General features: G+C 54.9%; 23 protein-coding genes and 1 other RNA gene. 17 read left to right on the top strand and 7 right to left on the bottom strand.

Translation table 11 applies throughout. The features are described from left to right. Positions 1-194: 194 nt before the first annotated feature. From HB631_RS09175 to HB631_RS09185, 3 genes are all read left to right on the top strand, one after another. Entirely contained in the window at positions 195-1,193 is a 999-nt protein-coding gene (locus tag HB631_RS09175; RefSeq protein ID WP_213990835.1) for a Gfo/Idh/MocA family oxidoreductase, read from the top strand. After that, positions 1,193-1,924 (top strand): glutamine amidotransferase, encoded by a 732-nt coding sequence (locus HB631_RS09180; protein ID WP_213990836.1) that lies wholly within the window; start codon positions 1,193-1,195, stop codon positions 1,922-1,924. Before HB631_RS09175 ends, HB631_RS09180 begins: the two co-directional genes overlap by 1 nt. Positions 1,925-2,160: 236 nt before the next feature. Further along, positions 2,161-3,114 (top strand): TerC family protein, encoded by a 954-nt coding sequence (locus HB631_RS09185; protein WP_213990837.1) that lies wholly within the window; start codon positions 2,161-2,163, stop codon positions 3,112-3,114. Positions 3,115-3,226: 112 nt separating this feature from the next. Here the strand turns inward: HB631_RS09185 and HB631_RS09190 are convergent, their stop codons facing one another. The 4 genes from HB631_RS09190 to uxaC all read right to left on the bottom strand — a co-directional run bounded on the left by HB631_RS09190 (position 3,227) and on the right by uxaC (position 8,325). Beyond that, positions 3,227-3,769: a YgjV family protein gene (locus HB631_RS09190; RefSeq protein WP_213990838.1), complete on the bottom strand. Its 543-nt coding sequence runs from the start codon at positions 3,767-3,769 to the stop codon at positions 3,227-3,229. Between the two features lie 94 nt (positions 3,770-3,863). Further along, positions 3,864-5,351, bottom strand: coding sequence for an altronate dehydratase family protein (locus HB631_RS09195; RefSeq protein ID WP_213990839.1), 1,488 nt, complete (start codon positions 5,349-5,351; stop codon positions 3,864-3,866). An 18-nt stretch (positions 5,352-5,369) separates the two neighbouring features. Continuing rightward, on the bottom strand, positions 5,370-6,821 hold the full coding sequence (locus HB631_RS09200) for a tagaturonate reductase (protein ID WP_213990840.1): 1,452 nt from the start codon (positions 6,819-6,821) through the stop codon (positions 5,370-5,372). 94 nt (positions 6,822-6,915) lie between these two features. Continuing rightward, a complete protein-coding gene (gene uxaC, locus HB631_RS09205) occupies positions 6,916-8,325 on the bottom strand; it encodes a glucuronate isomerase (RefSeq protein ID WP_213990841.1) in 1,410 nt (469 codons plus the stop codon). A 536-nt stretch (positions 8,326-8,861) separates the two neighbouring features. On the opposite strand from uxaC, the gene HB631_RS09210 reads away from it, so the two are divergent. The 9 genes from HB631_RS09210 (at position 8,862) to HB631_RS09250 (ending at position 15,614) form a co-directional block, all read left to right on the top strand. Then, complete coding sequence (locus HB631_RS09210; RefSeq protein ID WP_213990842.1) at positions 8,862-10,160, top strand: MFS transporter; 1,299 nt, start codon at positions 8,862-8,864, stop codon at positions 10,158-10,160. 271 nt (positions 10,161-10,431) lie between these two features. After that, on the top strand, positions 10,432-11,208 hold the full coding sequence (gene exuR, locus HB631_RS09215; RefSeq protein ID WP_132923532.1) for a transcriptional regulator ExuR: 777 nt from the start codon (positions 10,432-10,434) through the stop codon (positions 11,206-11,208). A gap of 432 nt (positions 11,209-11,640) precedes the next feature. Then, positions 11,641-12,315 carry a DedA family protein gene (locus HB631_RS09220; RefSeq protein ID WP_213990843.1) on the top strand — a complete coding sequence of 225 codons (675 nt, stop codon included), beginning with the start codon at positions 11,641-11,643 and terminating at the stop codon, positions 12,313-12,315. Further along, complete coding sequence (gene mzrA, locus HB631_RS09225; protein ID WP_213990844.1) at positions 12,315-12,692, top strand: EnvZ/OmpR regulon moderator MzrA; 378 nt, start codon at positions 12,315-12,317, stop codon at positions 12,690-12,692. The genes HB631_RS09220 and mzrA overlap by 1 nt, the downstream gene beginning before the upstream one ends. Positions 12,693-12,925: 233 nt before the next feature. Then, complete coding sequence (locus HB631_RS09230) at positions 12,926-13,231, top strand: YqjD family protein (RefSeq protein ID WP_213990845.1); 306 nt, start codon at positions 12,926-12,928, stop codon at positions 13,229-13,231. A 2-nt stretch (positions 13,232-13,233) separates the two neighbouring features. After that, positions 13,234-13,677: a phage holin family protein gene (locus HB631_RS09235; RefSeq protein WP_213990846.1), complete on the top strand. Its 444-nt coding sequence runs from the start codon at positions 13,234-13,236 to the stop codon at positions 13,675-13,677. Next, positions 13,677-13,955, top strand: coding sequence for a YqjK-like family protein (locus tag HB631_RS09240; RefSeq protein WP_213990847.1), 279 nt, complete (start codon positions 13,677-13,679; stop codon positions 13,953-13,955). Before HB631_RS09235 ends, HB631_RS09240 begins: the two co-directional genes overlap by 1 nt. A 212-nt stretch (positions 13,956-14,167) precedes the next feature. After that, on the top strand, positions 14,168-14,563 hold the full coding sequence (locus HB631_RS09245; protein ID WP_213990848.1) for a DoxX family protein: 396 nt from the start codon (positions 14,168-14,170) through the stop codon (positions 14,561-14,563). A gap of 49 nt (positions 14,564-14,612) precedes the next feature. Continuing rightward, positions 14,613-15,614, top strand: coding sequence for a glutathione S-transferase family protein (locus HB631_RS09250; protein ID WP_213990849.1), 1,002 nt, complete (start codon positions 14,613-14,615; stop codon positions 15,612-15,614). A gap of 5 nt (positions 15,615-15,619) precedes the next feature. On the opposite strand, the gene HB631_RS09255 is transcribed toward HB631_RS09250, so the two are convergent. Beyond that, entirely contained in the window at positions 15,620-16,510 is an 891-nt protein-coding gene (locus tag HB631_RS09255; RefSeq protein ID WP_213990850.1) for a LysR family transcriptional regulator, read from the bottom strand. A gap of 189 nt (positions 16,511-16,699) precedes the next feature. Between HB631_RS09255 and HB631_RS09260 the strand changes: the two genes are divergently transcribed. After that, a complete protein-coding gene (locus tag HB631_RS09260; RefSeq protein WP_213990851.1) occupies positions 16,700-17,398 on the top strand; it encodes a pirin family protein in 699 nt (232 codons plus the stop codon). Positions 17,399-17,798: 400 nt separating this feature from the next. Here the strand turns inward: HB631_RS09260 and rnpB are convergent. Next, positions 17,799-18,188, bottom strand: an RNA gene (gene rnpB / locus HB631_RS09270) — RNase P RNA component class A. A gap of 25 nt (positions 18,189-18,213) precedes the next feature. After that, positions 18,214-19,083 carry a 16S rRNA (cytidine(1402)-2'-O)-methyltransferase gene (gene rsmI, locus HB631_RS09275; protein ID WP_213990853.1) on the bottom strand — a complete coding sequence of 290 codons (870 nt, stop codon included), beginning with the start codon at positions 19,081-19,083 and terminating at the stop codon, positions 18,214-18,216. A 62-nt stretch (positions 19,084-19,145) separates the two neighbouring features. On the opposite strand from rsmI, the gene HB631_RS09280 reads away from it, so the two are divergent. The 4 genes from HB631_RS09280 (at position 19,146) to dolP (ending at position 22,888) form a co-directional block, all read left to right on the top strand. Continuing rightward, the gene (locus tag HB631_RS09280; protein ID WP_213990854.1) at positions 19,146-21,197 is read left to right on the top strand and encodes a penicillin-binding protein activator; all 2,052 of its coding nucleotides are present in this window, start codon (positions 19,146-19,148) and stop codon (positions 21,195-21,197) included. Beyond that, positions 21,155-21,550, top strand: a complete 396-nt coding sequence (locus tag HB631_RS09285; protein WP_213990855.1) for a YraN family protein — start codon at positions 21,155-21,157, stop codon at positions 21,548-21,550. Before HB631_RS09280 ends, HB631_RS09285 begins: the two co-directional genes overlap by 43 nt. A gap of 162 nt (positions 21,551-21,712) precedes the next feature. Beyond that, positions 21,713-22,303, top strand: a complete 591-nt coding sequence (gene diaA / locus HB631_RS09290; protein ID WP_213990856.1) for a DnaA initiator-associating protein DiaA — start codon at positions 21,713-21,715, stop codon at positions 22,301-22,303. A 9-nt stretch (positions 22,304-22,312) separates the two neighbouring features. Next, positions 22,313-22,888 (top strand): division/outer membrane stress-associated lipid-binding lipoprotein, encoded by a 576-nt coding sequence (gene dolP, locus HB631_RS09295; RefSeq protein ID WP_213990857.1) that lies wholly within the window; start codon positions 22,313-22,315, stop codon positions 22,886-22,888. Positions 22,889-22,920 lie beyond the last annotated feature (32 nt).

A 22,920-nucleotide genomic window follows, 5' to 3' on the forward strand; every position in this document is an offset into this window, starting at 1 on the left:
GCAATTGCGGCCCGTTTGGTGACGATATCCAATAGAGTACAAGATGCAGTGCATTTTAATCCGACTTTGCGCCGCTGCCCTATAGGATTTGTCGACAAATTACGCCTGCACTTGAGGATGAGGGTAATATTGGCCTGATTTGGTTAGCATGATAATCTAAGGTATCCAAATATTGCGTAGGGTAAAAATTAGGTATGATTCGCTTCGCTGTGATAGGTACCAATTGGATCACTCGACAATTTATCGATGCCGCCCATGAGAGCGGTAAACTGAAATTGACCGCTATTTATTCCCGGGATATCGCTACAGCGCAAAAAATGGGGGTGGATTATCCCGTTGAACAGTATTTTGATTCCCTGGAAGCCATGGCGGTTTCCGATGCCGTGGAAGCGGTTTATATCGCCAGCCCCAATTCTTTCCATTGTTCCCAGGCACTGCTGTTTATGCGCAATAACAAGCATGTCATTTGCGAAAAGCCCCTGGCCTCGAACCTGCGGGAGGTGGAACAGATGATAGCCTGCGCGCGGGAGCATCAGGTTGTGCTGTTCGAAGCGTTTAAAACCGCCAGTTTGCCCAATTTTCTGGCATTGCAGCAGGTGTTACCCCGCGTCGGCAAGGTTCGCAAGGCCCTGCTGAATTATTGTCAATACTCGTCCCGCTACCAGAAGTATCTGGATGGCGAACTGCCGAATACCTTTAATCCAGCCTTCTCCAACGGTTCGATCATGGATATCGGTTTTTATATGCTGGCCGCCGCCGTAGCGCTGTGGGGCGAACCTCATTCGCTACAGGCCGGCGCTACGCTTTTGGCCAGCGGCGTAGACGCACACGGCACGGTTTGCCTGAATTACGGCGATTTTGACGTCACGTTGCTGCACTCCAAAGTCAGCCAAACGGTTTTGCCGTGCGAAATCCAGGGTGAAGAGGGCTCCTTGGTTATCGAGAAAATGTCTGAATGCCAACAGCTTTTCCTGGTGCCGCGCAACGGCAACAAGCAGGATTTAAGCCAGCCGCAGCATATCAATACCATGTTGTATGAGGCGGAGCGGTTCGCCACGCTCGTGGAGAACGGCGAGGTCGACCATGCCGGCCTGTCGGTCTCGCGCATTACGGCTAAAGTATTGACCGAGATACGACGCCAAACCGGGGTTATCTTCCCCGCCGACCGGTCCGGTGCGGATACGGTGGCATAATGGCGCTCTCCCTACCGATATTGATTCTGCAAACCGGCGATGCCCCGGAGGATGTCAGCCAGGCCAACGGTAATTATGACCGTCTGTTTCTCTTAGCCGCCGGCCTGCGACCGGAGCAGGCGGCGGTGGTGCATTTACCGTCGGGCGAACGGCCGGACGTGCCCGGCGCCTACGGCGGCGTGCTGATTACCGGCTCATCGGCAATGGTGACCGACCGTTTGCCCTGGAGCGAATTCGCCGCCGCTTGGCTGCGCCAGGCCATGGCGGAACAGGTGCCGATCTTCGGTGTATGTTATGGTCATCAGTTGTTGGCTTACGCCCTGGGCGGCGAAGTAGATTATCATCCCGGCGGCATGGAGCTGGGCACCTTTGATGTCGAACTGTTGCCGGCGGCTGAGGGGGATCCTTTACTGACGCCGCTGCCCCACCGCTTCCCGGCGAATCTTATCCATTCACAAACCGTGCTGACGCCGCCGCCGGGGGCGGTGGTATTGGCCCGTTCCCAGTGGGATCCCCATCAGATACTGCGCTATGGCGAAAATACCCTAACCGTGCAGTTTCATCCGGAGTTCACCGCGGAAGTCATGCACGGTTTCCTGCAGTCCATGGAACAGGAACAGCCGGAACGGGGGCAGGAACTGGCCCGGGTGGAAAGCGGGATTAGCGGTACGCCACAAAGCCGGGATCTGATGGCGCGTTTCGTTCGCCGCTACATGTTGCCCGGCGGGTAAGTTGACCGTCGCAAATATTTACATTATTGTTGCCCTAGCAAAGGGGAGTAACTTCTTCGTCGGTTTGCCGTCATTACGATGCTTGCGCATCCGGCTACCGGGCAACCAGAATAGACAGATTCATCTGCGTTGTAAGTGAGACCTTGCCGGAAGGCAAGGTACGTTTACAGCCCGGAATGGTAAAAACGGCTGGCACCTTCCGATGTCAGCCGTTTTTTTTATGAAGGATATCGCAAATGAATACCGTTGGCACACCCCTGCTGTGGGGCGGTTTTATTCTGGTGGTGGTGATTATGCTGGCCGTGGATCTGTTGCTCCAGGGCCGCACCATGACGCTGAAACGGGCCGCCTGGTGGTCGGTGGTTTGGGTCACGCTGTCGCTGCTGTTCAACGCCGCCTTGTGGTGGTATCTCTCCGCTACCCAGGGAAGGGCCGTCGCCGATGCCCAGGCGCTGGCTTTTCTCACCGGCTATCTTATCGAGAAAGCCCTGGCAGTGGACAATGTGTTTGTCTGGCTAATGCTGTTCGGCTATTTTGCCATCCCAAGCCAGATGCAGCGCCGGGTATTGATTTACGGGGTGCTGGGGGCCATCGTGCTGCGTACCCTGATGATTTTCGGCGGCAGCTGGCTGGTGACGCAATTCCAGTGGTTACTTTATCTGTTCGGGGCGTTTTTGCTGCTGACCGGCATCAAGATGGCATTTTCAAAAGAGGATGACGCCGTCTTGGGAGAGAAACCGGTGGTCCGCTGGCTTCGCGGGCATTTACGCATGACCGATCAATTACAGGGAGAACGCTTTTTTATCCGGCGCGAGGGTCTGCTATTTGCCACCCCCTTGATGCTGGTGCTAATCCTGGTGGAGTTCAGCGACGTGATTTTTGCCGTGGACAGTATCCCGGCCATTTTTGCCGTGACCACCGATCCCTTTATCGTTTTGACCTCCAACCTGTTTGCCATCCTCGGCCTGCGGGCGATGTATTTTATGCTGGCCGGGGTAGCCGAACGCTTCTCGCTGTTGAAATACGGGCTGGCGGTGATACTGGTTTTTATCGGCGTAAAAATGATGATAGTGGATTTTATCCATATCCCGATTTCTGTTTCGTTGGGGGTGGTGGCGGCAGTCCTGGCCGGGACGCTGGGGATTAACGCCTGGATCAATCACCGTCGAGAGTCCAATCGGAACGGGTAACGCCTGGACCATGCATCGGTGCTGTCAGGCTGACAGGAAATACCCGCGCGCAGGACAGTGTGGCAATTTCTGCCGTGAGAAAATCCCATAGACTGGCGCATACCCGTAAAGACTACCGGGTACTGACCGCCGTGTGCTCATCCTTGAACGGATCGATGCCGCGCAATTGCATGCGGCGAAAACGTATGATGGCGATGGCGTTGACGATAAGGAAACTGCCTTCGGTCAATGAACCGCCGATGGATCCCAGCCAGATATTGTGGGTCACCCAGCCGGCGGTGGAACACCACATAATACAGCGGGTGGTGAGTCCCCGGGTACGGAACAACGCCCAGGTGCTGGCCACCGTGCCGATTACCGGCAGCAGTTCGACCCAGTGCTTGACCTCGCCCAGGCCCAGCGCCGTGGTCAGGATGATAAAGACAAACATCACCATGATACTGCGGGTGCGGGTGGCTATCAGGGTACGGAGCGCATTGAGCTCCGCGCTTATACCCGCGGCGTTGGCGCCCATTAAAAAGAAGTGGCAACCGATGATCGCGCTGTATAACGACAGCTGAAGTTTGAATTTACGGTCATCACGCTTGATAAACATGGTGATACCGACGATAAAAGCCAACCCCCCCACAGCCTGGGCTACCCAGTAAAGGCTCATGGCACGGCATTCCTTTTTTTGGCCGACAATAAAAAAACAAAACGACGCTTCAAAATTGAAACACCGTTTTTATACTAAAGCCGGACGTAGGTATTTACAATGTTACGCCGCTTTTAAAAATGGCCAGTTCGCGAAAATCATTCACTTCGTTACGCGCATGCTTGCCGCTGGCGATTTCCACGATTAAATCGATAAACTGACCCAGCACTTCTTCCATGGACATGCCGTGTATTAAGCGGCCGGCGTCGAAATCAATCCAATGCGGCTTTTTATTCGCCAGTTCGCTGTTGGTGGCCAATTTAACCGTCGGCACGAAACCGCCGTAAGGCGTGCCGCGTCCGGTGCTGAACAACACCATATGACAACCGGCTCCCGCCAGCGCACTGGTGGCCACCGCATCGTTGCCCGGCGCGCTCACCAGGTTTAGCCCTGGCACATGCAAACGTTCGCCATATTTCAGCACGTCCATGACCTTGCTTTGACCGGCTTTTTGCGTACATCCCAGGGATTTCTCCTCCAGGGTGGTGATGCCGCCGGCCTTGTTTCCCGGCGATGGGTTTTCGTATATCGGCTGTTCATGGGCAATGAAGTATTTTTTGAAATCATTAACCATGTTGACGGTCTTGGTGAATGTCGCTTCGTCCCGGCAGCGGCTCATCAAAATCCGTTCGGCGCCGAACATTTCGGGCACTTCCGTCAGCACCGAGGTGCCGCCGTTGGCGATGACATAATCCGAAAAACGTCCCAGCAGCGGGTTGGCGGTAATACCGGACAGTCCGTCGGAACCGCCGCATTCCAAACCAAACTTCAGTTCACTGAGTTTGCCCGGCTGACGTTTGTCTTCCCGCATGGCCAGATAAAGGCCGCGCAGGCATTCCAGCCCCGCTTCCACTTCATCGTCCTGCTGTTGGCAGACCATAAAGGTCACACGGTCGGGATCGTATTCGCCCAGGGTTTTGCGGAATACATCCACTTGGTTGTTTTCACAGCCCAAGCCAATCACCAGCACCGCGCCGGCATTGGGATGGCGCACCATATTCTGCAACATGGTACGGGTGTTTTCATGATCCTGTCCCAGCTGCGAGCAGCCGAACGGGTGCGTGAACAAATGCACGCCGTCGATATCCTCCGCCCCGTACGTCTCTTTAAGGAAACGCTGCTGGATTTGCTTGGCGATCCCGTTAACGCAGCCGACGGTAGGCAGGATCCACAGTTCATTACGGATCCCCACTTGGCCATTGGCGCGCCGGTAGATTTGGATCTCACGATCCGGCATTTGCGCCGGCAAGGTCCGAAACGCCGGCTGGTATTGATATTCATCCAGATCGCTAAGATTGGTCTTGGCGTTCTGGGAGTGAATATGCTGTCCCGGCGCGATGTTGCTCAGAGCATGGCCGATGGGCAGACCGTACTTGACAATCATCTCCCCTTCGCCGATGGGCACCAGGGCAAACTTATGCCCCCGGGCGATGGGTTGCGGCAGGGTGATGGTCCCGCCGTCGATATCCACCGTTTCATTTGCGTCGAGGTCTTGCAGGGCGACCGCCACATTGTCCAATGGATGTATTTTAATAATTTGCATGAAATAACCTTTATGCGTTTAGCTGTAGGCGGTAACCGCAGCGCGCATGCCATTGTCAAGAATGGCCTGCAACTGCTGTTCCACCTGTTCCGCCAGACCGGGAACCTTGAGCAGATCCTGCTCCCAATGCCCGGTATCACCGAGTACGTCATTCACTAATGTGCTTAACGCGATATCACCACTGTTCACACCGCTCCAAAGCGATTTGTAACGGGTGAGCCATTTTTCATCGTCCTGCAGCGGGTAACTTTCGCCATCACGTTCACCACGATAAAACGCAATCAGCGCGGCCAGGGCAAAAGTCAGTCGGGCAGGCAGCTCGCCGTGTTGTTCACGGTAGGCCAACAATTGCGGCAGAATACGGGTACGGAATTTCGTCATCCCGTTGAGCGCAATGGATAATAATTGATGCTGAATAAAGGGATTGCGGAAACGGCTTAATACCGCCTGGGCAAACGACGTCAGCTCGTCGTGGGGCAGATCCAGTACCGGCACAATGTCTTCGGCAATGGTTTTTTCCACGTAAGCGCTGATCAATTTGTCGTTCATGGCCTCGCCGACGGTATTCAACCCGGACAGAAACGCCACCGGCACCAGGGCGGTATGGGCGCCGTTAAGAATGGCCACTTTACGTTCTTTATAGGGCTTAATGTCGTCGACAATGCGAACGTTCAGATCAAGCTTGTCCAGGCGCAGTTCTTTCGCCAGCCATTGCGGCCCCTGGATAACAAACAGATAAAAATATTCGGCGGTATCAAGGAAGGTATCCTGGTAGCCCAGTTCCGCCTGCAACGCATCCACTTCACCACGGGGGTGCCCGGTAACGATACGGTCTACCAGCGTTGAGCAGAACGTGTTGTGTTCGTTCAGCCAGGTGGTGAACTCAGCCGGCAACGCCCATTGCTGCGCGTAACGCAATACCAGCTCTTTCAGGGCCTTGCCGTTATAATCGATTAATTCGCAAGGCAGCAATACCCAGCCTTTATCCGCAGCGCCGTCAAAATGGCTGAAGCGTTCAAAGAGCAGGCGGGTCAGTTTGGCCGGATAGCTGGCGGGCGGCGTATCGGTCAGTTTATCCGCGGCAACGTAACTGATGCCGGCTTCGGTGGTATTGGAGAAGACAAAACGAATATTGGCGTCACGGGCCAGCGCCAGATACTCGTCGAACTGCTTGTAAATGTTGATTTCCCGATTTACCGAGCGGATTAGGCGCGGTTCACGCACCGCTTCACCCTTTTCGTTCAGGCCGCGGATAATAGTGGTATATAAACCGTCCTGGGTATCCAGCGACGGGGGGAAATCGGAATTAATGGGACGGACTATCACAACTCCGGCATCCAGGTCGGTGTGCTCATTGAGCAAATCAAGCTGCCAGTCAACAAAAGCACGCAGGAAATTCCCTTCGCCGAATTGAATCACGCGATCCGTATATTGACGACCCGGGAAGTTTTGACGGTTTAACGTTTTCATTCTGAATTTACCTTAAAAATCACCCGCTGCCGGGCAATAAAAAATCGCTTAATCACTTAAACCGGACAGGCCGTCGGGCCTGCCCTCATCATTATTAAAGCCCAACGTCAAAGTAATTTTTCGCGTTATCGAAACAGATATTCTTCACCATTTCACCCAGCAGCTTGATGTCCGCGGGCGCTTCGCCATCCTGTACCCAATGGCCGATCATCCGGCACAAAATGCGACGGAAATATTCATGGCGGGTATAGGACAAGAAACTGCGGCTATCGGTAAGCATGCCCACAAAGCGGCTCAGCAAACCGAGAGTGGCAAGCTGGGTCATCTGACGTTGCATGCCGTCTTTCTGATCGTTAAACCACCAGCCGGAACCGAACTGCATTTTGCCCGGCATGCCCGCACCCTGGTAATTGCCGATCATGGTGCCGATGACTTCGTTATCCGACGGATTCAGGCAATAAATGATGGTTTTCGGCAACGCGTCGTCTTTAGCCTGGGCATCCAGTAAACGGGACAGCGCCATGGCCACCGGCTGATCGTTGGTGGAATCGAAACCGACATCCGGCCCGAGCAGCTTGAACATACGGCTGTTATTGTTGCGCAGCGCGCCGATATGGTATTGCTGTACCCATCCGCGGCGGGCGTATTCGCCGCCGAGGAAAACCAATACGGCGGTTTTGAATTGGGCGATTTCTTCCTGGGTCGGCAGCGTGCCGCTCAGGCGACGGCTCAAAATGCCGTTAAGGGTATTTTCATCCGCTTCGCCATATACCACGACGTCCAGCGCATGGTCGGACAGTTTACAGCCATGGGCGGCAAAGTGATCCAGACGTTTGGTCAACGCGGTGCGGAAGGCGCCGAATCCGCTGATGGCGGTGTCGGAAACTTCTTCCAGACGTTTCAGGTAATCGTTAAAACCAGCCGCCTCAATATTAAAGGCTTTATCCGGGCGCCAGGCCGGCAATACCTTGGTCTTGAAGCTGCCGTCGGCCGCGATGGCGGTATGGTGTTCCAGGGAATCCACCGGATCGTCTGTGGTACAGATAACTTTGACGTTCATCTGCGAAATGATGCCGCGAGCGGTAAAGTTATCCTGAGCCAACAGCGCGTTGCAGCGATCCCAGGTCTGGCGGGCGGTTTCACCGGAAAGCAGCGTATCGGTAATACCGAACGGACGGCGCAGTTCCAGATGCGTCCAGTGATAAAGGGGATTACCTATCGTGTGCGGTACCGTTTGCGCCCAGGCTTCAAATTTTTCCCAATCGCCGGCATCGCCGGTGCAAAAACGCTCAGCCACACCGTTGGTGCGCATGGCGCGCCATTTATAATGATCACCCTTCAACCAGATATCATACAGATTTTTAAAACGGTAGTTTCCCGCGATTTGTTCCGGCGGCAAATGGCAATGATAGTCAAAAATCGGTTGATCAACGGCATATTCGTTATACAAACGGCGAGCGAATTCGCTATCCAGTAAAAAATCTTCAGTCAAAAACTGGGACATTTCAGGCTCCTCACCTTCATTTCTCATGAGTTATGTTTCTAAATTGTTGGAAGGTGTTATACCAATTTAGCAGAATTTAGCGTTTCTGCCTGAATCGTTATAGCTTTTCCTGTCAAAAGTAACAAAAACTCACTATCTATTGGTCAGCTCAGGGCTTACGCCCCCGCTAACGGGACGAATTGATTATCCCCTAAATAAAAAATGGTTTTTGTGATGGCTCTCAACTTTTAAATCTGTATGACAAGTTATCGTAGCGCCACATTGAGTCTGGACTCAATCATTTTTGATGCAATGACTGCATTTTGGGTCATTGTTTCATCCGGCAGGTCGGGGTGCAGGATTTCCGCCGAGGTTTGGACGGTGATTCGCAGCGGTAGGCGGCAACGTTGGCAAGGCGTTTGTCGGCAAGGTTAGCCACGACCCGCCAGACTATAACAACACCCGGAGGGAGAGTCCTCCGGACTGGCTCAGTATCCGTCATCCCATCAGATCTGGGAAATTGAGATGACGGCTCATACTCATCGGGAGAAGTGGTAATGCGTAAAATAAAAGGGTTACGCTGGTATATGATCGCCCTGGTCACCATCGGTACGATACTAGGTTACCTCACGCGTAACGCCGTTGCCGTAGCGGCTCCTACCCTCATGGGGCAGCTGCACATTAGCACACAGCAATATTCGTATATCATCGCGGCCTATTCCGCCTGTTATACCATCATGCAACCAGTAGCCGGATATGTCTTGGATCTGCTGGGTACCAAAGTCGGTTACGCGGTGTTTGCTATCGTCTGGGCGCTGTTCTGTATGGCAACCGCGTTGGCAACCAGCTGGGGCGGCCTGGCAATTGCCCGCGGCGCGGTAGGTATGGCGGAAGCGGCAATGATTCCTGCCGGCCTGAAGGCCAGTAGCGAATGGTTCCCTGCTAAAGAGCGTTCCATCGCGGTAGGCTGGTTTAACGTGGGTTCGTCAATCGGCGGGATGATTGCTCCGCCATTGGTCGTATGGGCCATCATGATTCACAGCTGGCAGCTGGCGTTCGTGCTGGTAGGGGCGTTAAGCCTGGCCTGGGCAATTTCCTGGCTGATTTTCTATAAACACCCGAAAAACCAGACCAAGCTCAGCGACGAAGAACGCGACTATATACTTGGCGGTCAGGAAGCACAGCACCAGGTTAACAATACTAAAAAGATGTCCGCCTGGCAGATCATTCAAAGACGTGATTTCTGGGGTATCGCCATTCCGCGTTTCCTGGCGGAACCGGCCTGGGGTACCTTTAATGCCTGGATCCCGCTGTTCATGTTCAAAGCCTACGGCTTTAACCTGAAAGAAATCGCGATGTTTGCCTGGATGCCGATGCTGTTCGCGGACCTCGGCTGCGTACTGGGTGGTTATATGCCCCCGTTCTTCCAGCGCGTATTCGGCGTGAACCTGATCATTTCCCGTAAACTGGTGGTAACGCTGGGTGGTTTCCTGATGATTGGCCCAGGCCTTATCGGTCTGTTTACCAGCCCTTACGTGGCAATTGGCTTGCTGTGTATCGGTGGTTTTGCCCATCAGTCCCTGTCCGGCTCGCTGATAACCCTGTCGTCAGACGTCTTCGGTCGTAACGAAGTGGCTACCGCCAACGGTTTGACCGGTATGGCCGCCTGGACCGCCAGTACATTGTTCGCCCTGGTGGTTGGTGCATTGGCCGATACCATTGGTTTCAGCCCGCTGTTCGCCGTACTGTCGGTGTTCGATTTGCTGGCGGTATTCTTTATATGGGTCCTGTTGCGCAATAACCCGGTACAGCCGCCGATTGCCAATATCGAGCCGCTTAAACCAGCGCACGGCTGATACCCATGCTTGCCGCGACAGAACGCGGCAAGTATCAACCCCTTGTTTCAAAGGTTATATCCCCGGCAAATGCCTAAAGCACCGCCGGGGATTTTTTTCCTTAACGGAAAAATAAACCGGTTAAAAGTACGATCGGGGACACAGTTGCCATCTAGGCGCTGACAAGGGAAAGTGGTATAACAAATAATGGCTTCTCGTCAGTTCCATAGTGAATGGCGACGGACTGAACGCGAGCGGATGATACGTTTACCTACCTTTAAGAGCACGCATTATGGAATTCACAGAAACCCGGCGATTATATCAACAGCTGGCCGCTGAACTGAAAAAGCGGATTGAGTCCGGTGTCTATCGCGTTGGTGAAAAACTGCCCGCGGAACGTTTTATCTCGGAAGAAATGAATGTCAGCCGCACCGTGGTGCGCGAAGCCATAATCATGCTTGAGGTAGAGGGTTACGTTGAAGTACGTAAAGGCTCGGGCATTCACGTCGTGTCCAACCAACAAAAGAATTTACTGGTTCCCAGCGGCGAAGTTCTGTTTACCACCCCGGGGCCATTCGAGTTGCTGCAGGCGCGTCAGCTGATTGAAAGCAATGTCGCCGAGTTTGCCGCCACCCAGGTCACCCGGCAAGATATAGTGCTACTCATGGATATCCAGGAAAATGCCAGGCAGGAAGACAGGTTCCGCGATTCTAAATGGGATCTGAAATTTCATGTCCAGGTGGCGCTGGCGACGCAAAACACCGCCATGGCCACCATCGTCGAGCAAATGTGGAGCCAGCGTCTGCATAACCCTTACTGGCGCAAATTGCATGAACATATCGACGATAAATCCATAGAGAGCTGGTGCGAGGATCACGACCATATTCTCAAGGCGTTGATCCGCAAGGATCCGTACGCAGCCAAACTGGCCATGTGGCAACATCTGGAAAACACCAAGCAGATGCTGTTTCATGCCACCACCGATGATTTCGAATTTAATGTCGATCGGTATATGTTTACCGAGAATCCGGTGGTTCATCTGGACAATGTCGCCACCGGCACAAAATAGCGCTGCTGGTTTGCTGTTCCGGCTTCCCCGCGGGGAGGGCGGGACAAGTCAATAAATGTTCTCTTTCTGTCAGGTCAGGTAAAAATAACCTCGATTGCCTTTTTTCGTGCAAAAAAATCCTCCCATCTCTGGCATTCTCACGTATATTCCTCTGTCTCAGCCCGTTTAATTTTGTTACAGTGAAGTCGTCTTTATTACAATTTTGAGCATGTCGGCAGCAACATCCCGCACGCTGCCTGCCAAGCGTCCTACAAAGCACAGCCCGCAAAGTCCGGCTGAGCGCTTGCCAGACTGACCATGCTCCCCACCCCGCCGATGGGTGAATTCGTTACAACGACTTTATTCTGCTACGCCGCTCCCGGTCCTGAACAATGCTTAAACGGCTCAGGCCCCGGGAAGCAGTCAACTGCTGTTACATGTTAGGAATGCTGCATGGATATACTGAAAGACCTGGTTCATGCCCTCTGGCAACAGGATTTTGTCACCTTGTCCGATCCGACGCTGGTTTGGACTCTTTATCTGGTGCTGTTTGTCATTCTATTTTTGGAAAACGGCCTGCTGCCGGCGGCCTTTTTGCCAGGGGATAGCCTGCTGATACTGGTAGGTGTGCTGGTATCGAAAGGGGCGATGAATTTTCCCCTTACGCTGCTGGTTTTAACCGCCGCCGCCAGCCTGGGATCCTGGGTAAGTTATATCCAGGGCAAGTGGCTGGGCAACACTCGGCTGGTGCAAAGCTGGTTGTCCCATTTGCCGCAGCATTATCATGAGCGTGCTCATTTGATGTTTCATCGCCATGGCCTGTCCGCGCTGCTTATTGGCCGGTTCGTGGCGTTTGTGCGGACCCTGCTGCCCACCATCGCCGGGTTATCCGGGCTGAGCGACGCCCGATTCCAGTTTTTTAATTGGATAAGCGCATTAATATGGGTTTTTTTATTAACCGCGGCAGGTTTTGCGCTGGGTAAAACCACCCTGTTCCAGTACTACGAAGATGAGCTGATGTTGTGCCTGATGCTGTTACCTTTGGTATTCCTGGTCATCGGCCTGGCGGGATCCCTGATGATACTGTGGCGCAAGAAAAACGCGCCCGACATCGGTAAAGGACTGTAATGTTGACTTGGCTGCAAAACAAAATTTCCTGGCGGTCGGGACTTACCGCGCTGGTGGCTTTGCTGTTTGTGCTGATATTGTTGCCGGTGTTGTTCACAAAAGAAACCGCGCTGCAAATTACCCTTGCCAGCGAGCGCGGGTCTCTGCCTGACGGTTTTTATATTTACCAACGGTTGGATGAACGCGGTATCAAAATAAAAAGCATTACTCCCGCCAAAGACAGCCTGATTATTCTGCTGGACTCGCCGGAACAGGCTTCGGCGGCACAAACCGCCCTCGAGGAGCTATTGCCGGATACCTATCAGATATCCCATAGCCGGCAGTACCCACGCTGGCGGTGGCTTTATTGTCTTAACCGGGATATGGCCACTCTTTGACCCCTCAACGGCGCGGGGCAAACCATGGTCATCATCTGCCGCCTTGCCGGGATAAAATTAAGCCCGCGTAAACGCTATAAGTTTTTGCGGTTTGTTAAATCCGGGGCTACGCTTTAAACATGCATTAAATATCAGTGGATAAGCTGATAGTAAGCATTCTTCTGCCGACCAGGAAGGCTAACGGGATATCTCCCCAGGCCGCCATTATTCGTAAACGTCTAAGGAGTAAAAAAATGGCTAAAGACACTACCTCTGAACATTTACGCGCTGAATTGAAATCATTGGCAGATACGCTGGAAGAAGTGCTGCGCGGTTCTTCCCAGAAATCAAAAGCTGAATTTGATAATTTGCGCACCAAAGCGGAAAGCGCGCTGAAAGAAACTCGCACCCGTCTGGGAGACAGCGGCGAGCGCCTGGCCGAACAGACCAAGGTCGTGGCGGGCAAGGCTGATGAATATGTCCATGAAAATCCCTGGGCGGGGATCGGCGTGGGGGCCCTGGTAGGGTTTGTCCTTGGCGCATTGTTCATGCGGCGCTGATTATGATTGAATCGCAGACTCAAGGCCCGGGAAAGGGTGTATTCGCCATAGGCCAGCGCATCATTACCATTCTTGTCAGTATGGTTGAAACCCGCCTGCGCCTGGCGGTGGTTGAACTGGAGCAAGAAAAATCCAACATTATCACACTGTTGATGATGGCCGGTATTACGTTGCTGCTGGCCGCATTCGGGCTCATGAGCCTGCTGGTGCTGCTGATTTGGGCCATTGACCCGCAATACCGGCTGACGGCGATTGCCACCACCACAGGTGTGCTTTTTCTGTTGGCCGTCATCGGCGCGTTTTGGACGCTGAGCAAAGCGCGCAAATCGACGTTATTGGGTTCCAGCCGGGAAGAGCTGCTGGCAGACCGCAATATTCTGGAAAAAGTCCAGGACCAGATACAAGAAGAGGAACGGGAGCGTAAACGAGAAAGGGAGGCCAGATAATGCCGAATCCCCGCAAGACCAAAGCTGAACTTTTGCGACGCATTCAACAGCAACGACTGGATCTCTCCATGCAAAAACGGGAGTGGACATACGCCACGTCCCGTTACGATCGCGGCTGGATTCGCCTGGTTCACCTGCGTAAATACCTGATCGCCGGCTCCAGCCTGCTGGCGCTTTACAATATCCGCCATCCCAGCCGGATAATCCGCTGGACCAAACGGGCCATTGGAATACTAGGTACGCTGAAATTGATCCGCTCCACCCTGCAATCACGCTAATAGCCGAAACTGCCGCCAGGCAGTTTTATTTTATTGATCAATTTTTTTGATAAAAATAGACAATTTTACTTGCTATCACCTTGTTAGACCGCCGGATACTATTCCCCCCATCGAACACATCAGGTTTTTTAAGCTACATAACTCCGCTTAAAACCTGGCGTTTACCGGCTTTCGTCATGAACGCCATCATTATAATATTGGGTGGGAATACAATGAAAAAATTAGATGATACGGCCATTCTCGCAGCGCGTATTTTAATGCCGATACTGTTTGTCGTCTCGGGCTTCGGCAAAATGGGCGGCGGCTATGCCGGCACACAGCAGTACATGACGTCCATGGGCGTACCCGGATTCCTGCTGCCCCTGACCATTTTGTTGGAGTTTGGCGGCGGATTGGCGATTCTGTTTGGTTTCCTGACCCGAACCGTCGCGCTGGTGACCGTGGTCTTCGTGCTATTGACCGCGTTTATCTTCCACAGCGACTTTTCCCAGACGGCCAACCAGATAAACTTTATGAAGAATTTGTCGATATCCGGTGGTTACCTGCTGCTGGCGGTGCTCGGCGCCGGTTATTTCAGTATCGACCGCATCCTGAACAAAAAATGGTAAACCGCGTATAATTAAGCGGGTATATTCCTGACTTAACCAAGGAACCATCATGGGACTGCTCGTGGAAGGCCAATGGCAAGACAAATGGTACGACACCAAATCCACCGGCGGGCATTTTGAACGCTCGGCCTCGCAGTTCCGTAACTGGATAACCGCCGACGGTTCAGCCGGCGCCTCGGGCCATGGCGGCTTCCCGGCGGCGTCAGACCGCTACCACCTGTACGTTTCCCTGGCGTGCCCCTGGGCGCACCGTACGCTGCTGATGCGGAGCCTGAAAGGACTGGAGCAGATGATACCGGTTTCGGTGGTACATCCGTTGATGCTGGAAAACGGCTGGACGTTCGGCACCGATTTCCCCGCCGCCACCGGCGATCCGCTTTACCATAAAGACTTTCTCTATCAGATTTATCTCCAGGCGGACGCCGCCTATAGCGGACGCACCACCGTGCCGGTGTTGTGGGATAAAGAACAACAGACCATTGTCAGCAATGAATCAGCGGATATTATCCGCATGTTCAACAGTGCGTTTGATGCCGTCGGCGCCCGTGCCGGCGATTATTACCCGAAGGATCTGCGTTCGCAGATCGACGAGATCAATGGCTGGGTTTACGATCAGGTGAACAACGGCGTCTACAAATCCGGTTTCGCCACAACGCAGGGGGCTTACGACGAGGCGGTAACCGGCGTGTTCAACGCGCTGGACAGACTTGAGGAGATCCTGGGACGGCATCGTTACCTGACGGGCTCCCGCCTGACCGAGGCTGACCTGCGGCTGTGGACCACACTTATCCGGTTTGATCCGGTGTATGTCACCCATTTCAAATGCGATCGCCGCAGGATCGAGGATTATCTGAATTTGTCCGGCTTTTTGCGCGATATTTACCAGATGCCGGGAGTGGCGGATACGGTGAATTTTGACCATATTCGCAACCACTATTACCGCAGTCATGCCGGTATCAACCCGTACGGCATTATTTCCATCGGGCCGGAGCAGGATTTGAATGAGCCTCACGGCCGTGATGATCGTTTCGGCCCGGCGACGGACGACTGATTGGCTTAGGCGAACAGCCGCGGGATTTCACGCAAGAACCAGGATTTGGCCTCCCCCATGCTGTCGCGGCGCCAGGCCATGATAATATCGCTTTCCATGCTGTACTCCGGACTGACCACCCGCAGACGGCCGGCGGCAATATCCTCCGCCACCAGCGAATATGGCATGGTGGCCACCCCGAGCCCCGCCAGCAGCGCCTGTCGTTTATCGTGCATCGAACTTACCGTTAACCGTTGCTGTTTATCCAGCAATTGCACGGTCAACACCGGCCGCTCCCGGGCGGTATCGGCGATGGCGATGCCGCGATATTTCACCCGGGTCGCTTCGGATAACGGCTCGGGCTCCTGATGTATCGGGTGATCGGGACTGGCCACGTACACATTCAATATGGAATAGAGTTTGCGGCTGTTGATCTCCGACGACGCGCGAAAATGCAAATCGGGTGCGATAACGATATCCGCCCGTCCCTGTTCCAGGCGTTCCCATGCGCCCGCCAGCACTTCGGTGGTAATGGAGACCTGGGTATTGGCCTTGTGCGCCAGTTTTTCGATCAGGGGAAACAGCTTTTCGGTAGGCACCAATGCCTCGGTGACCAGGGTGATATGGGTTTCCCAACCCCGCGCCAAGGCCTCGGCATCGGTGGTGAGCTTGTCCGCCGCCTCAAGCAGTATCCTGCCGCGCTCAAGCAGCATTCGCCCGACGTTGGTGAATTTTGTGCGATGGCCAGAGCGATCGAACAGGACCACGTCCAACTCTTCTTCAAGTTTTTGCATGGTGTAACTCAACGCCGAGGGCACGCGGCCAAGCTCATCCGCCGCCGAAGCAAAGCTGCCGCGCCGATCGATAGCATCCATCACCCTTAATGCTTCCAACGTTAAAGCCCGTTCTTTTCCCATCGGGGTCTCATTCAGAAATTTTGAATATGGAGACCAGATTAACTTGCTAACATTCCGCCGTCCAGGCCCTTACAATTTATACAGTGAATTTTTTGGTGTCGCTGTTTCATAAACGCCACGGAGCAATGAGCAACAGGTCTCCCCCTACAAAAAAATGAGCGATGCTCATCAAATTAAGCAGAACGCACCATGATTACTTATCGAACAGCCAAACAATGCGGTCATGCGGATTACGGCTGGCTACAGGCACGCTACACCTTCTCATTCGGGCACTATTTCGATCCCGACATGCTGGGTTACGCCTCCCTGCGGGTCCTTAATCAGGAAGTATTGAGCGCCGGCGCCGTTTTACAACCCCGTCCCTACCCGCGAGTGGATATCTTTAACCTGATTTTGCAGGGGCGGGCTGAATACCGTGACAGTGAAGGCCATCATATCCAGGCCGGCGCCGGGGACATTTTGCTTCTGTCCGCGCAGCCCGGCGTCAGTTACAGCGAGCGAAATATCGGCACAACGCCCCTTACCCGAATGCAGCTTTGGCTGGATGCCTGTCCGGCGCGGGAAAATCCGTTGATCCAGCATGTCTCTCTGTGTGAACGCCCGTTGACGCTGTTGGCCTCACCCGATGGCGAAGAAGGCAGCGTGCTGTTGCGCCAGCAGGCGTGGATCCGACATGTGGAACTGGCGGCGGGCCAAAGCATGACGCTGAAAATCAAGGGGACGCGATCTTATCTGCAATCCATCCACGGCGGCATGGAAATCGATAATCACCAGACAAATTTGATATCGCTGGCCTGTGGCGACGGTGCGTTTATTTACGATGAACAGCAAATCAGAGTCCGGGCCCATTCACCGCTGCGGGCGCTGCTGATTGATTTGGCGGAATGACTGCCTGTTCAACCACTGGTCTATCACCCTCCGGATACGTGGGCATCGGCACGAGCCCATTCCTCGCACCACTGTATTCATCGGCTATCTACAGGGTGCGAAGCTGTCAACCGCTTACCAGGGAACGGCGGCGCCCAGGTGTTCAAAGCGACCTGTTCGGCTATTGGCCGGCAAGGTGGCGAGTTCAACTATCGTTACTACGCCTTCGTCAATAGACATTTCAGCGTGTTCAGTGCCAAGGTCTGTGCGAACCCAGCCTGGATAGGCGCTGTTAACTTGAATCCCAAGAGGACGACCCATTTCCGCCAAGTGAGTCGTGAAGGTATTGAGCGCAGCCTTACTGGCGTCAACCTGAAGCAAAAAAAACCCCATGCCATTAACGGGCATGGGGTTAACGCAATGTCGGAGATGACCGGTAAGCCGGGTTCTGTCGTGGACAGTCATTCATCTAGGCCAGCGCTCGCGCGCTGGCTCAAGCAGCCTACCCGGGTTCAGTACGGGCCGTACCTTGTGAACCCCTATTTGGCCTTGCTCCGGGTGGAGTTTACCGTGCCGCAGACTGTTGCCAGCCGCGCGGTGCGCTCTTACCGCACCCTTTCACCCTTACCTGATCCCGCATGCGGGCCATCGGCGGTTTGCTCTCTGTTGCACTTGTCGTGGGTTTGCACCCCCCAGGCGTTACCTGGCACCCTGCCCTATGGAGCCCGGACTTTCCTCCCCGTAACTGTTGTTCCCGAAAGATGTTCTTCCCGAGAAAAACCGGTTACGCGGCGACTGTCTGGTCAACTCCGGCGCGGAGTATAAGGGCTTTTCAATCAATTGTCATCCCCAAGCTGGTCCAAGGCATAACGATAGAGCGCATTTTTCTTCACGCCGTGGATTTCAGCGGCCAGCGCGGCGGCTTTATTCAGCGGCAGTTCTTTTTGCAGCAGGGCCAGGGTACGCAGCGATTCCGGCGGCAACGCGTCTTCCTGGGAGTGAAATCCTTCTACAATCAGCACCATCTCGCCCCGGGAGCGGTTTCCATCTTCCAGGACCCAGGCCAGCAATTCCCCCACCGGGGCGCCGTGAATATTTTCCCAGGTCTTGGTAAGTTCCCGCGCCAGCACCACGTACCTTTCCGGCCCCCACACCGTCACCATATCCTGCAGGCTGTCCAGTAACCGATGGGTGGATTCGTAAAAAATCAGGGTGCGCGGTTCGTGCTCCAAGGCTAACAGACTATCTTGCCGGCCTTTGCGTTTAGCCGGCAGAAAACCCTCGTAACAAAAACGATCGGAAGGCAGCCCGGCGGCGGACAGAGCGGTAATGGCGGCGCAAGGCCCGGGCAGCGGCACCACGCGGATACCGGCGTCACGACACCGGCGCACCAGATGATAGCCCGGATCGTTAATCAGCGGCGTGCCGGCGTCTGAAACCAGCGCTATACTCTGTCCTTCTTGCAGCTTCGCCAGCAATACTTCCGCTTTTTGCTGTTCGTTATGATCATGTAACGCGAACAAGCGCGCATTTATGGCAAAATGTTGTAACAATAAGCCGGTATGACGGGTATCTTCGGCGGCAATCAGGTCAACACGCTGAAGTATCGACAACGCCCGTTGGGTGATGTCTTCCAGATTACCAATGGGAGTCGGTACCACATAAAGCGTTGATGCGGAAATATCCGCTTGCTGGTGTTGATTCATTGTCTCATCCGGATTGCCGATTTAATATTGAGCATCTTGAAAAAAACATCACTGGACACAGTATGCTTTCCTCATATGTCATGAGTTTTAAAACAGGGCGTCTTATACCCGCCGTGCTGGTCGCACTTATCCTGGCCGCCTGTTCCGGCCAGGCACCGCAAACCCCGTCCGGCACAGCTCAAACCAAAACCGGCGCCAACGCCGATTATTATTTGCAGCAAATGCAGCAGGCAGGCAATGATACCAAGACCGACTACCAATTACTCGCCATACGGGCATTAATCAACGAAGGCCGGCTCGATCAGGCGCAGCAGCAGCTCGGCACGCTACCCCAACCGCTGAGCGATGTCCAACAACGTGAACAACTCCTGCTGTCCGCCGAACTGGCGGTGGCGCAAAAACGTCCCCAGGACGCCGCCGCCATCACCCAGAAAATGGACAGCAGCCAGCTGACCCCGGATCAGCAGGCGCGCTATTACCAGGTGCAAATCGCCGCGGGCCAGTCGCAACCGTCCATCGATGTGATCCGCGCCTATATTGCACAGGAACCTTTGCTCAAAGATCAGGCGCATCAGCAAAATATCGATCAGACCTGGCAAACGCTGTTGGCCATGTCGTCGCAATCCCAGGCTAATCTGGTGATCAACGCCAATGAGAACGTTCTTCAGGGCTGGCTGGATCTGCAGCATGTCTACCAGGACAGCAAGCAGGATCCCGCGCTGCTGAAAGCCGGCATCAAAGACTGGCAAACCCGTTATCCACAGAACCCCGCGGCCAAAACCCTGCCGACCCAGCTCACCCAGGTCCTTAATTACCAACCCACGTCCACCGGGCAAATTGCGTTGTTTTTACCCATGACCGGCCAGGCGCAGGTGTTTTCCGACGCTATCCAGCAGGGTTTCAACGCCGCCAGAAACGGCATGCCGGCGACGGGAGCCGCTCAACCGGCCAACGGGCAATCGCCCACCGCCGACGGCGCGGCGGCCCAGCCGCAGGGCGCCGTCACCGCGGCCACACCGGCCGGCGCGACGCCACAGCCACAGGGTGTCGTCACCTCGGCCACACCGGGTGCCGCGGCCGCCGCCAACCCGGCCATGACGACGGCGGCAACAGCCCCCGGCCCGCAAATAAAAATTTACGACACCTCCTCGCAGCCGCTGCCGGCGTTACTGGCCCAGGCACAGCAGGACGGCGCCACCGTCATTGTCGGCCCGCTGCTGAAAAACGAGGTGGAACAGCTTTATACCAGCCAGAATAACTTGAATATCCTGGCGCTGAACCAGCCTGAAAACCTGCAAAACCGGCCGAACATCTGCTATTTCTCATTATCGCCGGAAGACGAAGCCCGCGACGCGGCGAACCATATCTTTCAGCAGCACAGACAGCAACCCCTGCTGCTGGTGCCCACCGGCTCGCTGGGAGATCGGATTGTCAAGGCATTCGCCGACGCCTGGAGCAAAGCGGGCGGCGGTACGGTACTCGAACAGCGCATCGGCTCGATGGGCGACTTGAAACAGGCCATCAACAGCGGGGGCATCCAGCTTACCGGCCAGCCGGTCTCAACCTCTCCGACAGCCCCGGCATCCGCCGCCCAGCCGCAGGCGGTCACCATTGCCGGCCTGACCATTCCGGCTCCGGCCAGCGATGCCGTGGTCTCCCCTTCCGCCACCGGCGGACCGGTGGACGCGGTTTATATCATCGCTACCCCGTCCGAACTGGCGTTGATCAAACCCTCCATCGATATGCGCGTCAGCTCGCGGTCGCAATTAGGGCTCTATGCCAGCTCACGCAGCTATCAGGCCGATGCCGGTCCGGATTACCGTCTGGAAATGGAAGGGCTGGAGTTCAGCGATATCCCGCTGCTGGCGGGAACGAACCCGACCTTGCTGCAGCAGGTCAGCGCCCAGTTCAAGGATGATTATTCCCTGGTGCGTTTGTATGCCATGGGGATGGATGCCTGGACATTGGTAAACCATTTCTCACAAATGCGTCAAATTCCTGGTTTCCAGGTCGCAGGCGACACCGGCGTGCTGACGGCGACGTCGGATTGTGTTATTAACAGGAAGTTATCTTGGCTGAAATATCAACAAGGACAAATTACACAGATAATGTAAATCGACAGCAGCTTGGGGCGCGGGCGGAAGACCGGGCGCGCCGCCATCTTGAAAACGCGGGATTGCGTTTTGTCGCCGCCAATATGCGGGTGCGCGGCGGCGAAATCGATTTAATCATGAAAGATCAACACACCTGGGTGTTTGTCGAGGTGCGTTATCGCCGCGATAACGCCTTTGGCAACGCCGCCGAGAGCGTCACTCCCCGCAAGCAGCGCCGGTTACTGCACGCGGCAGCGGTTTGGCTGTCGCGGCAGGGCGGGAGCCTGGACACATCCGCTTGCCGTTTCGATATTTTGGCAATTACCGGTTACCGGCTAGAATGGCTGCAGAACGCCTTCGGCGCATCGGGTTAATATACCCTAGAGAATTCAAGTTGCGGGAAGGCGGCAACGCAGCGAATCCCCAGGAGCTTACATGGGTAAGTGACTGGGGTGAGCGAGGAAAGCCAACGCATCCGCAACTTGAAGTATGACGGGTATAACTGTTTCCTCCATTACTTATTAGGTTCAACGACTGTGCTGGAAAGAATAAAAGGCTGTTTCACCGAAAGTATACAAACCCAAATCGCGGCGGCGGAAGCCTTGCCTGACGCGATTTCACGCGCCGCCACCGCCCTGGTGCATGCCCTGCTCAACGGCAATAAGATATTATGTTGCGGCAACGGCACCTCCGCCGCCAACGCGCAGCATTTCGCCGCCAGCATGATCAATCGCTACGAAACCGAGCGGCCGAGTTTACCCGCGATAGCCCTGAACGCGGACAGCGTGGTGCTCACCGCCATCGCCAACGATCGCCTGCAGCAGGAAGTCTATGCCAAACAGGTGCGCGCCCTCGGCCAGGCCGGCGATATTCTGCTTGCCATCTCCACCCGCGGCAACAGCCGTGATATTGTGAAAGCGGTAGAAGCCGCCGTGACCCGGGATATGACCATTATTGCCCTGACGGGATATGACGGCGGCGAACTGGCCGGATTGCTCGGCCCCCAGGACGTCGAAATCCGAATTCCCTCCCACCGCAGCGCGCGCGTACAGGAAATGCACATGCTGACGGTGAATTGTTTATGCGATTTGATTGATAATTCATTGTTTCCTCACCAGGACGATTAAGGAGCTCGAATGAAGGTGCATTACCCATTTGTACTGCTGTTCGCCGCCCTGATGCTTCAGGGATGCATCGGTGCTGTCGTGGTCGGCAGCGCCGCGGTGGCGACCAAAACCGCCACAGACCCCCGTACCGTAGGCACACAGGTTGATGACGGCACGCTGGAAGCGCGCGTGGGCAACGCCCTGTCCAAAGATCAGCAGATCAAGAAAGAAGCCCGTATCGTGGCAACCGCCTATCAAGGCAAAGTATTGTTAACCGGCCAGGCGCCCACCACCGAACTGGCCAACCGCGCCAAACAAATCGCCGTCGGCGTCGACGGCGCCACCGAAGTATACAATGAAATCCGCCAGGGCCAGCCGGTCAGCATGGGGCGCGCCTCGATGGACACCTGGATTACCACCAAAATCCGTTCACAGCTGCTGGCCAGCGACGCGGTGAAATCATCCAACGTAAAGGTCACGACGGAAAACGGCGAAGTATTTTTATTGGGGCTGGTGACCAATGCAGAGGCTAAGTCGGCAGCGGACATCGCAAGCCGGGTTAGCGGCGTACAGCACGTCACCACCGCCTTTACCATCCTGAAATAACCTTCTCCCCCGGCCACGGCGGCCGGGGTCGG

It is taken from the genome of Sodalis sp. dw_96, assembly GCF_018449575.1.
Classification (GTDB): Bacteria; Pseudomonadota; Gammaproteobacteria; order Enterobacterales; family Enterobacteriaceae; genus Acerihabitans.

Excerpts from the sequence above, each read along its gene's own strand:
- HB631_RS09235 (WP_213990846.1), top strand. The coding sequence starts at position 13,234 with ATGATTGAATCGCAGACTCAAGGCCCGGGAAAGGGTGTATTCGCCATA.
- HB631_RS09185 (WP_213990837.1), top strand. The coding sequence starts at position 2,161 with ATGAATACCGTTGGCACACCCCTGCTGTGGGGCGGTTTTATTCTGGTG.
- HB631_RS09245 (WP_213990848.1), top strand. The coding sequence starts at position 14,168 with ATGAAAAAATTAGATGATACGGCCATTCTCGCAGCGCGTATTTTAATG.
- HB631_RS09250 (WP_213990849.1), top strand. The coding sequence starts at position 14,613 with ATGGGACTGCTCGTGGAAGGCCAATGGCAAGACAAATGGTACGACACC.
- rsmI (WP_213990853.1), bottom strand. The coding sequence starts at position 19,083 with ATGAATCAACACCAGCAAGCGGATATTTCCGCATCAACGCTTTATGTG.
- HB631_RS09180 (WP_213990836.1), top strand. The coding sequence starts at position 1,193 with ATGGCGCTCTCCCTACCGATATTGATTCTGCAAACCGGCGATGCCCCG.
- HB631_RS09195 (WP_213990839.1), bottom strand. The coding sequence starts at position 5,351 with ATGCAAATTATTAAAATACATCCATTGGACAATGTGGCGGTCGCCCTG.
- HB631_RS09230 (WP_213990845.1), top strand. The coding sequence starts at position 12,926 with ATGGCTAAAGACACTACCTCTGAACATTTACGCGCTGAATTGAAATCA.
- HB631_RS09220 (WP_213990843.1), top strand. The coding sequence starts at position 11,641 with ATGGATATACTGAAAGACCTGGTTCATGCCCTCTGGCAACAGGATTTT.
- HB631_RS09200 (WP_213990840.1), bottom strand. The coding sequence starts at position 6,821 with ATGAAAACGTTAAACCGTCAAAACTTCCCGGGTCGTCAATATACGGAT.
- HB631_RS09260 (WP_213990851.1), top strand. The coding sequence starts at position 16,700 with ATGATTACTTATCGAACAGCCAAACAATGCGGTCATGCGGATTACGGC.
- HB631_RS09255 (WP_213990850.1), bottom strand. The coding sequence starts at position 16,510 with ATGGGAAAAGAACGGGCTTTAACGTTGGAAGCATTAAGGGTGATGGAT.
- HB631_RS09190 (WP_213990838.1), bottom strand. The coding sequence starts at position 3,769 with ATGAGCCTTTACTGGGTAGCCCAGGCTGTGGGGGGGTTGGCTTTTATC.
- mzrA (WP_213990844.1), top strand. The coding sequence starts at position 12,315 with ATGTTGACTTGGCTGCAAAACAAAATTTCCTGGCGGTCGGGACTTACC.
- HB631_RS09210 (WP_213990842.1), top strand. The coding sequence starts at position 8,862 with ATGCGTAAAATAAAAGGGTTACGCTGGTATATGATCGCCCTGGTCACC.
- HB631_RS09280 (WP_213990854.1), top strand. The coding sequence starts at position 19,146 with ATGCTTTCCTCATATGTCATGAGTTTTAAAACAGGGCGTCTTATACCC.
- exuR (WP_132923532.1), top strand. The coding sequence starts at position 10,432 with ATGGAATTCACAGAAACCCGGCGATTATATCAACAGCTGGCCGCTGAA.
- dolP (WP_213990857.1), top strand. The coding sequence starts at position 22,313 with ATGAAGGTGCATTACCCATTTGTACTGCTGTTCGCCGCCCTGATGCTT.
- HB631_RS09240 (WP_213990847.1), top strand. The coding sequence starts at position 13,677 with ATGCCGAATCCCCGCAAGACCAAAGCTGAACTTTTGCGACGCATTCAA.
- uxaC (WP_213990841.1), bottom strand. The coding sequence starts at position 8,325 with ATGTCCCAGTTTTTGACTGAAGATTTTTTACTGGATAGCGAATTCGCT.
- HB631_RS09175 (WP_213990835.1), top strand. The coding sequence starts at position 195 with ATGATTCGCTTCGCTGTGATAGGTACCAATTGGATCACTCGACAATTT.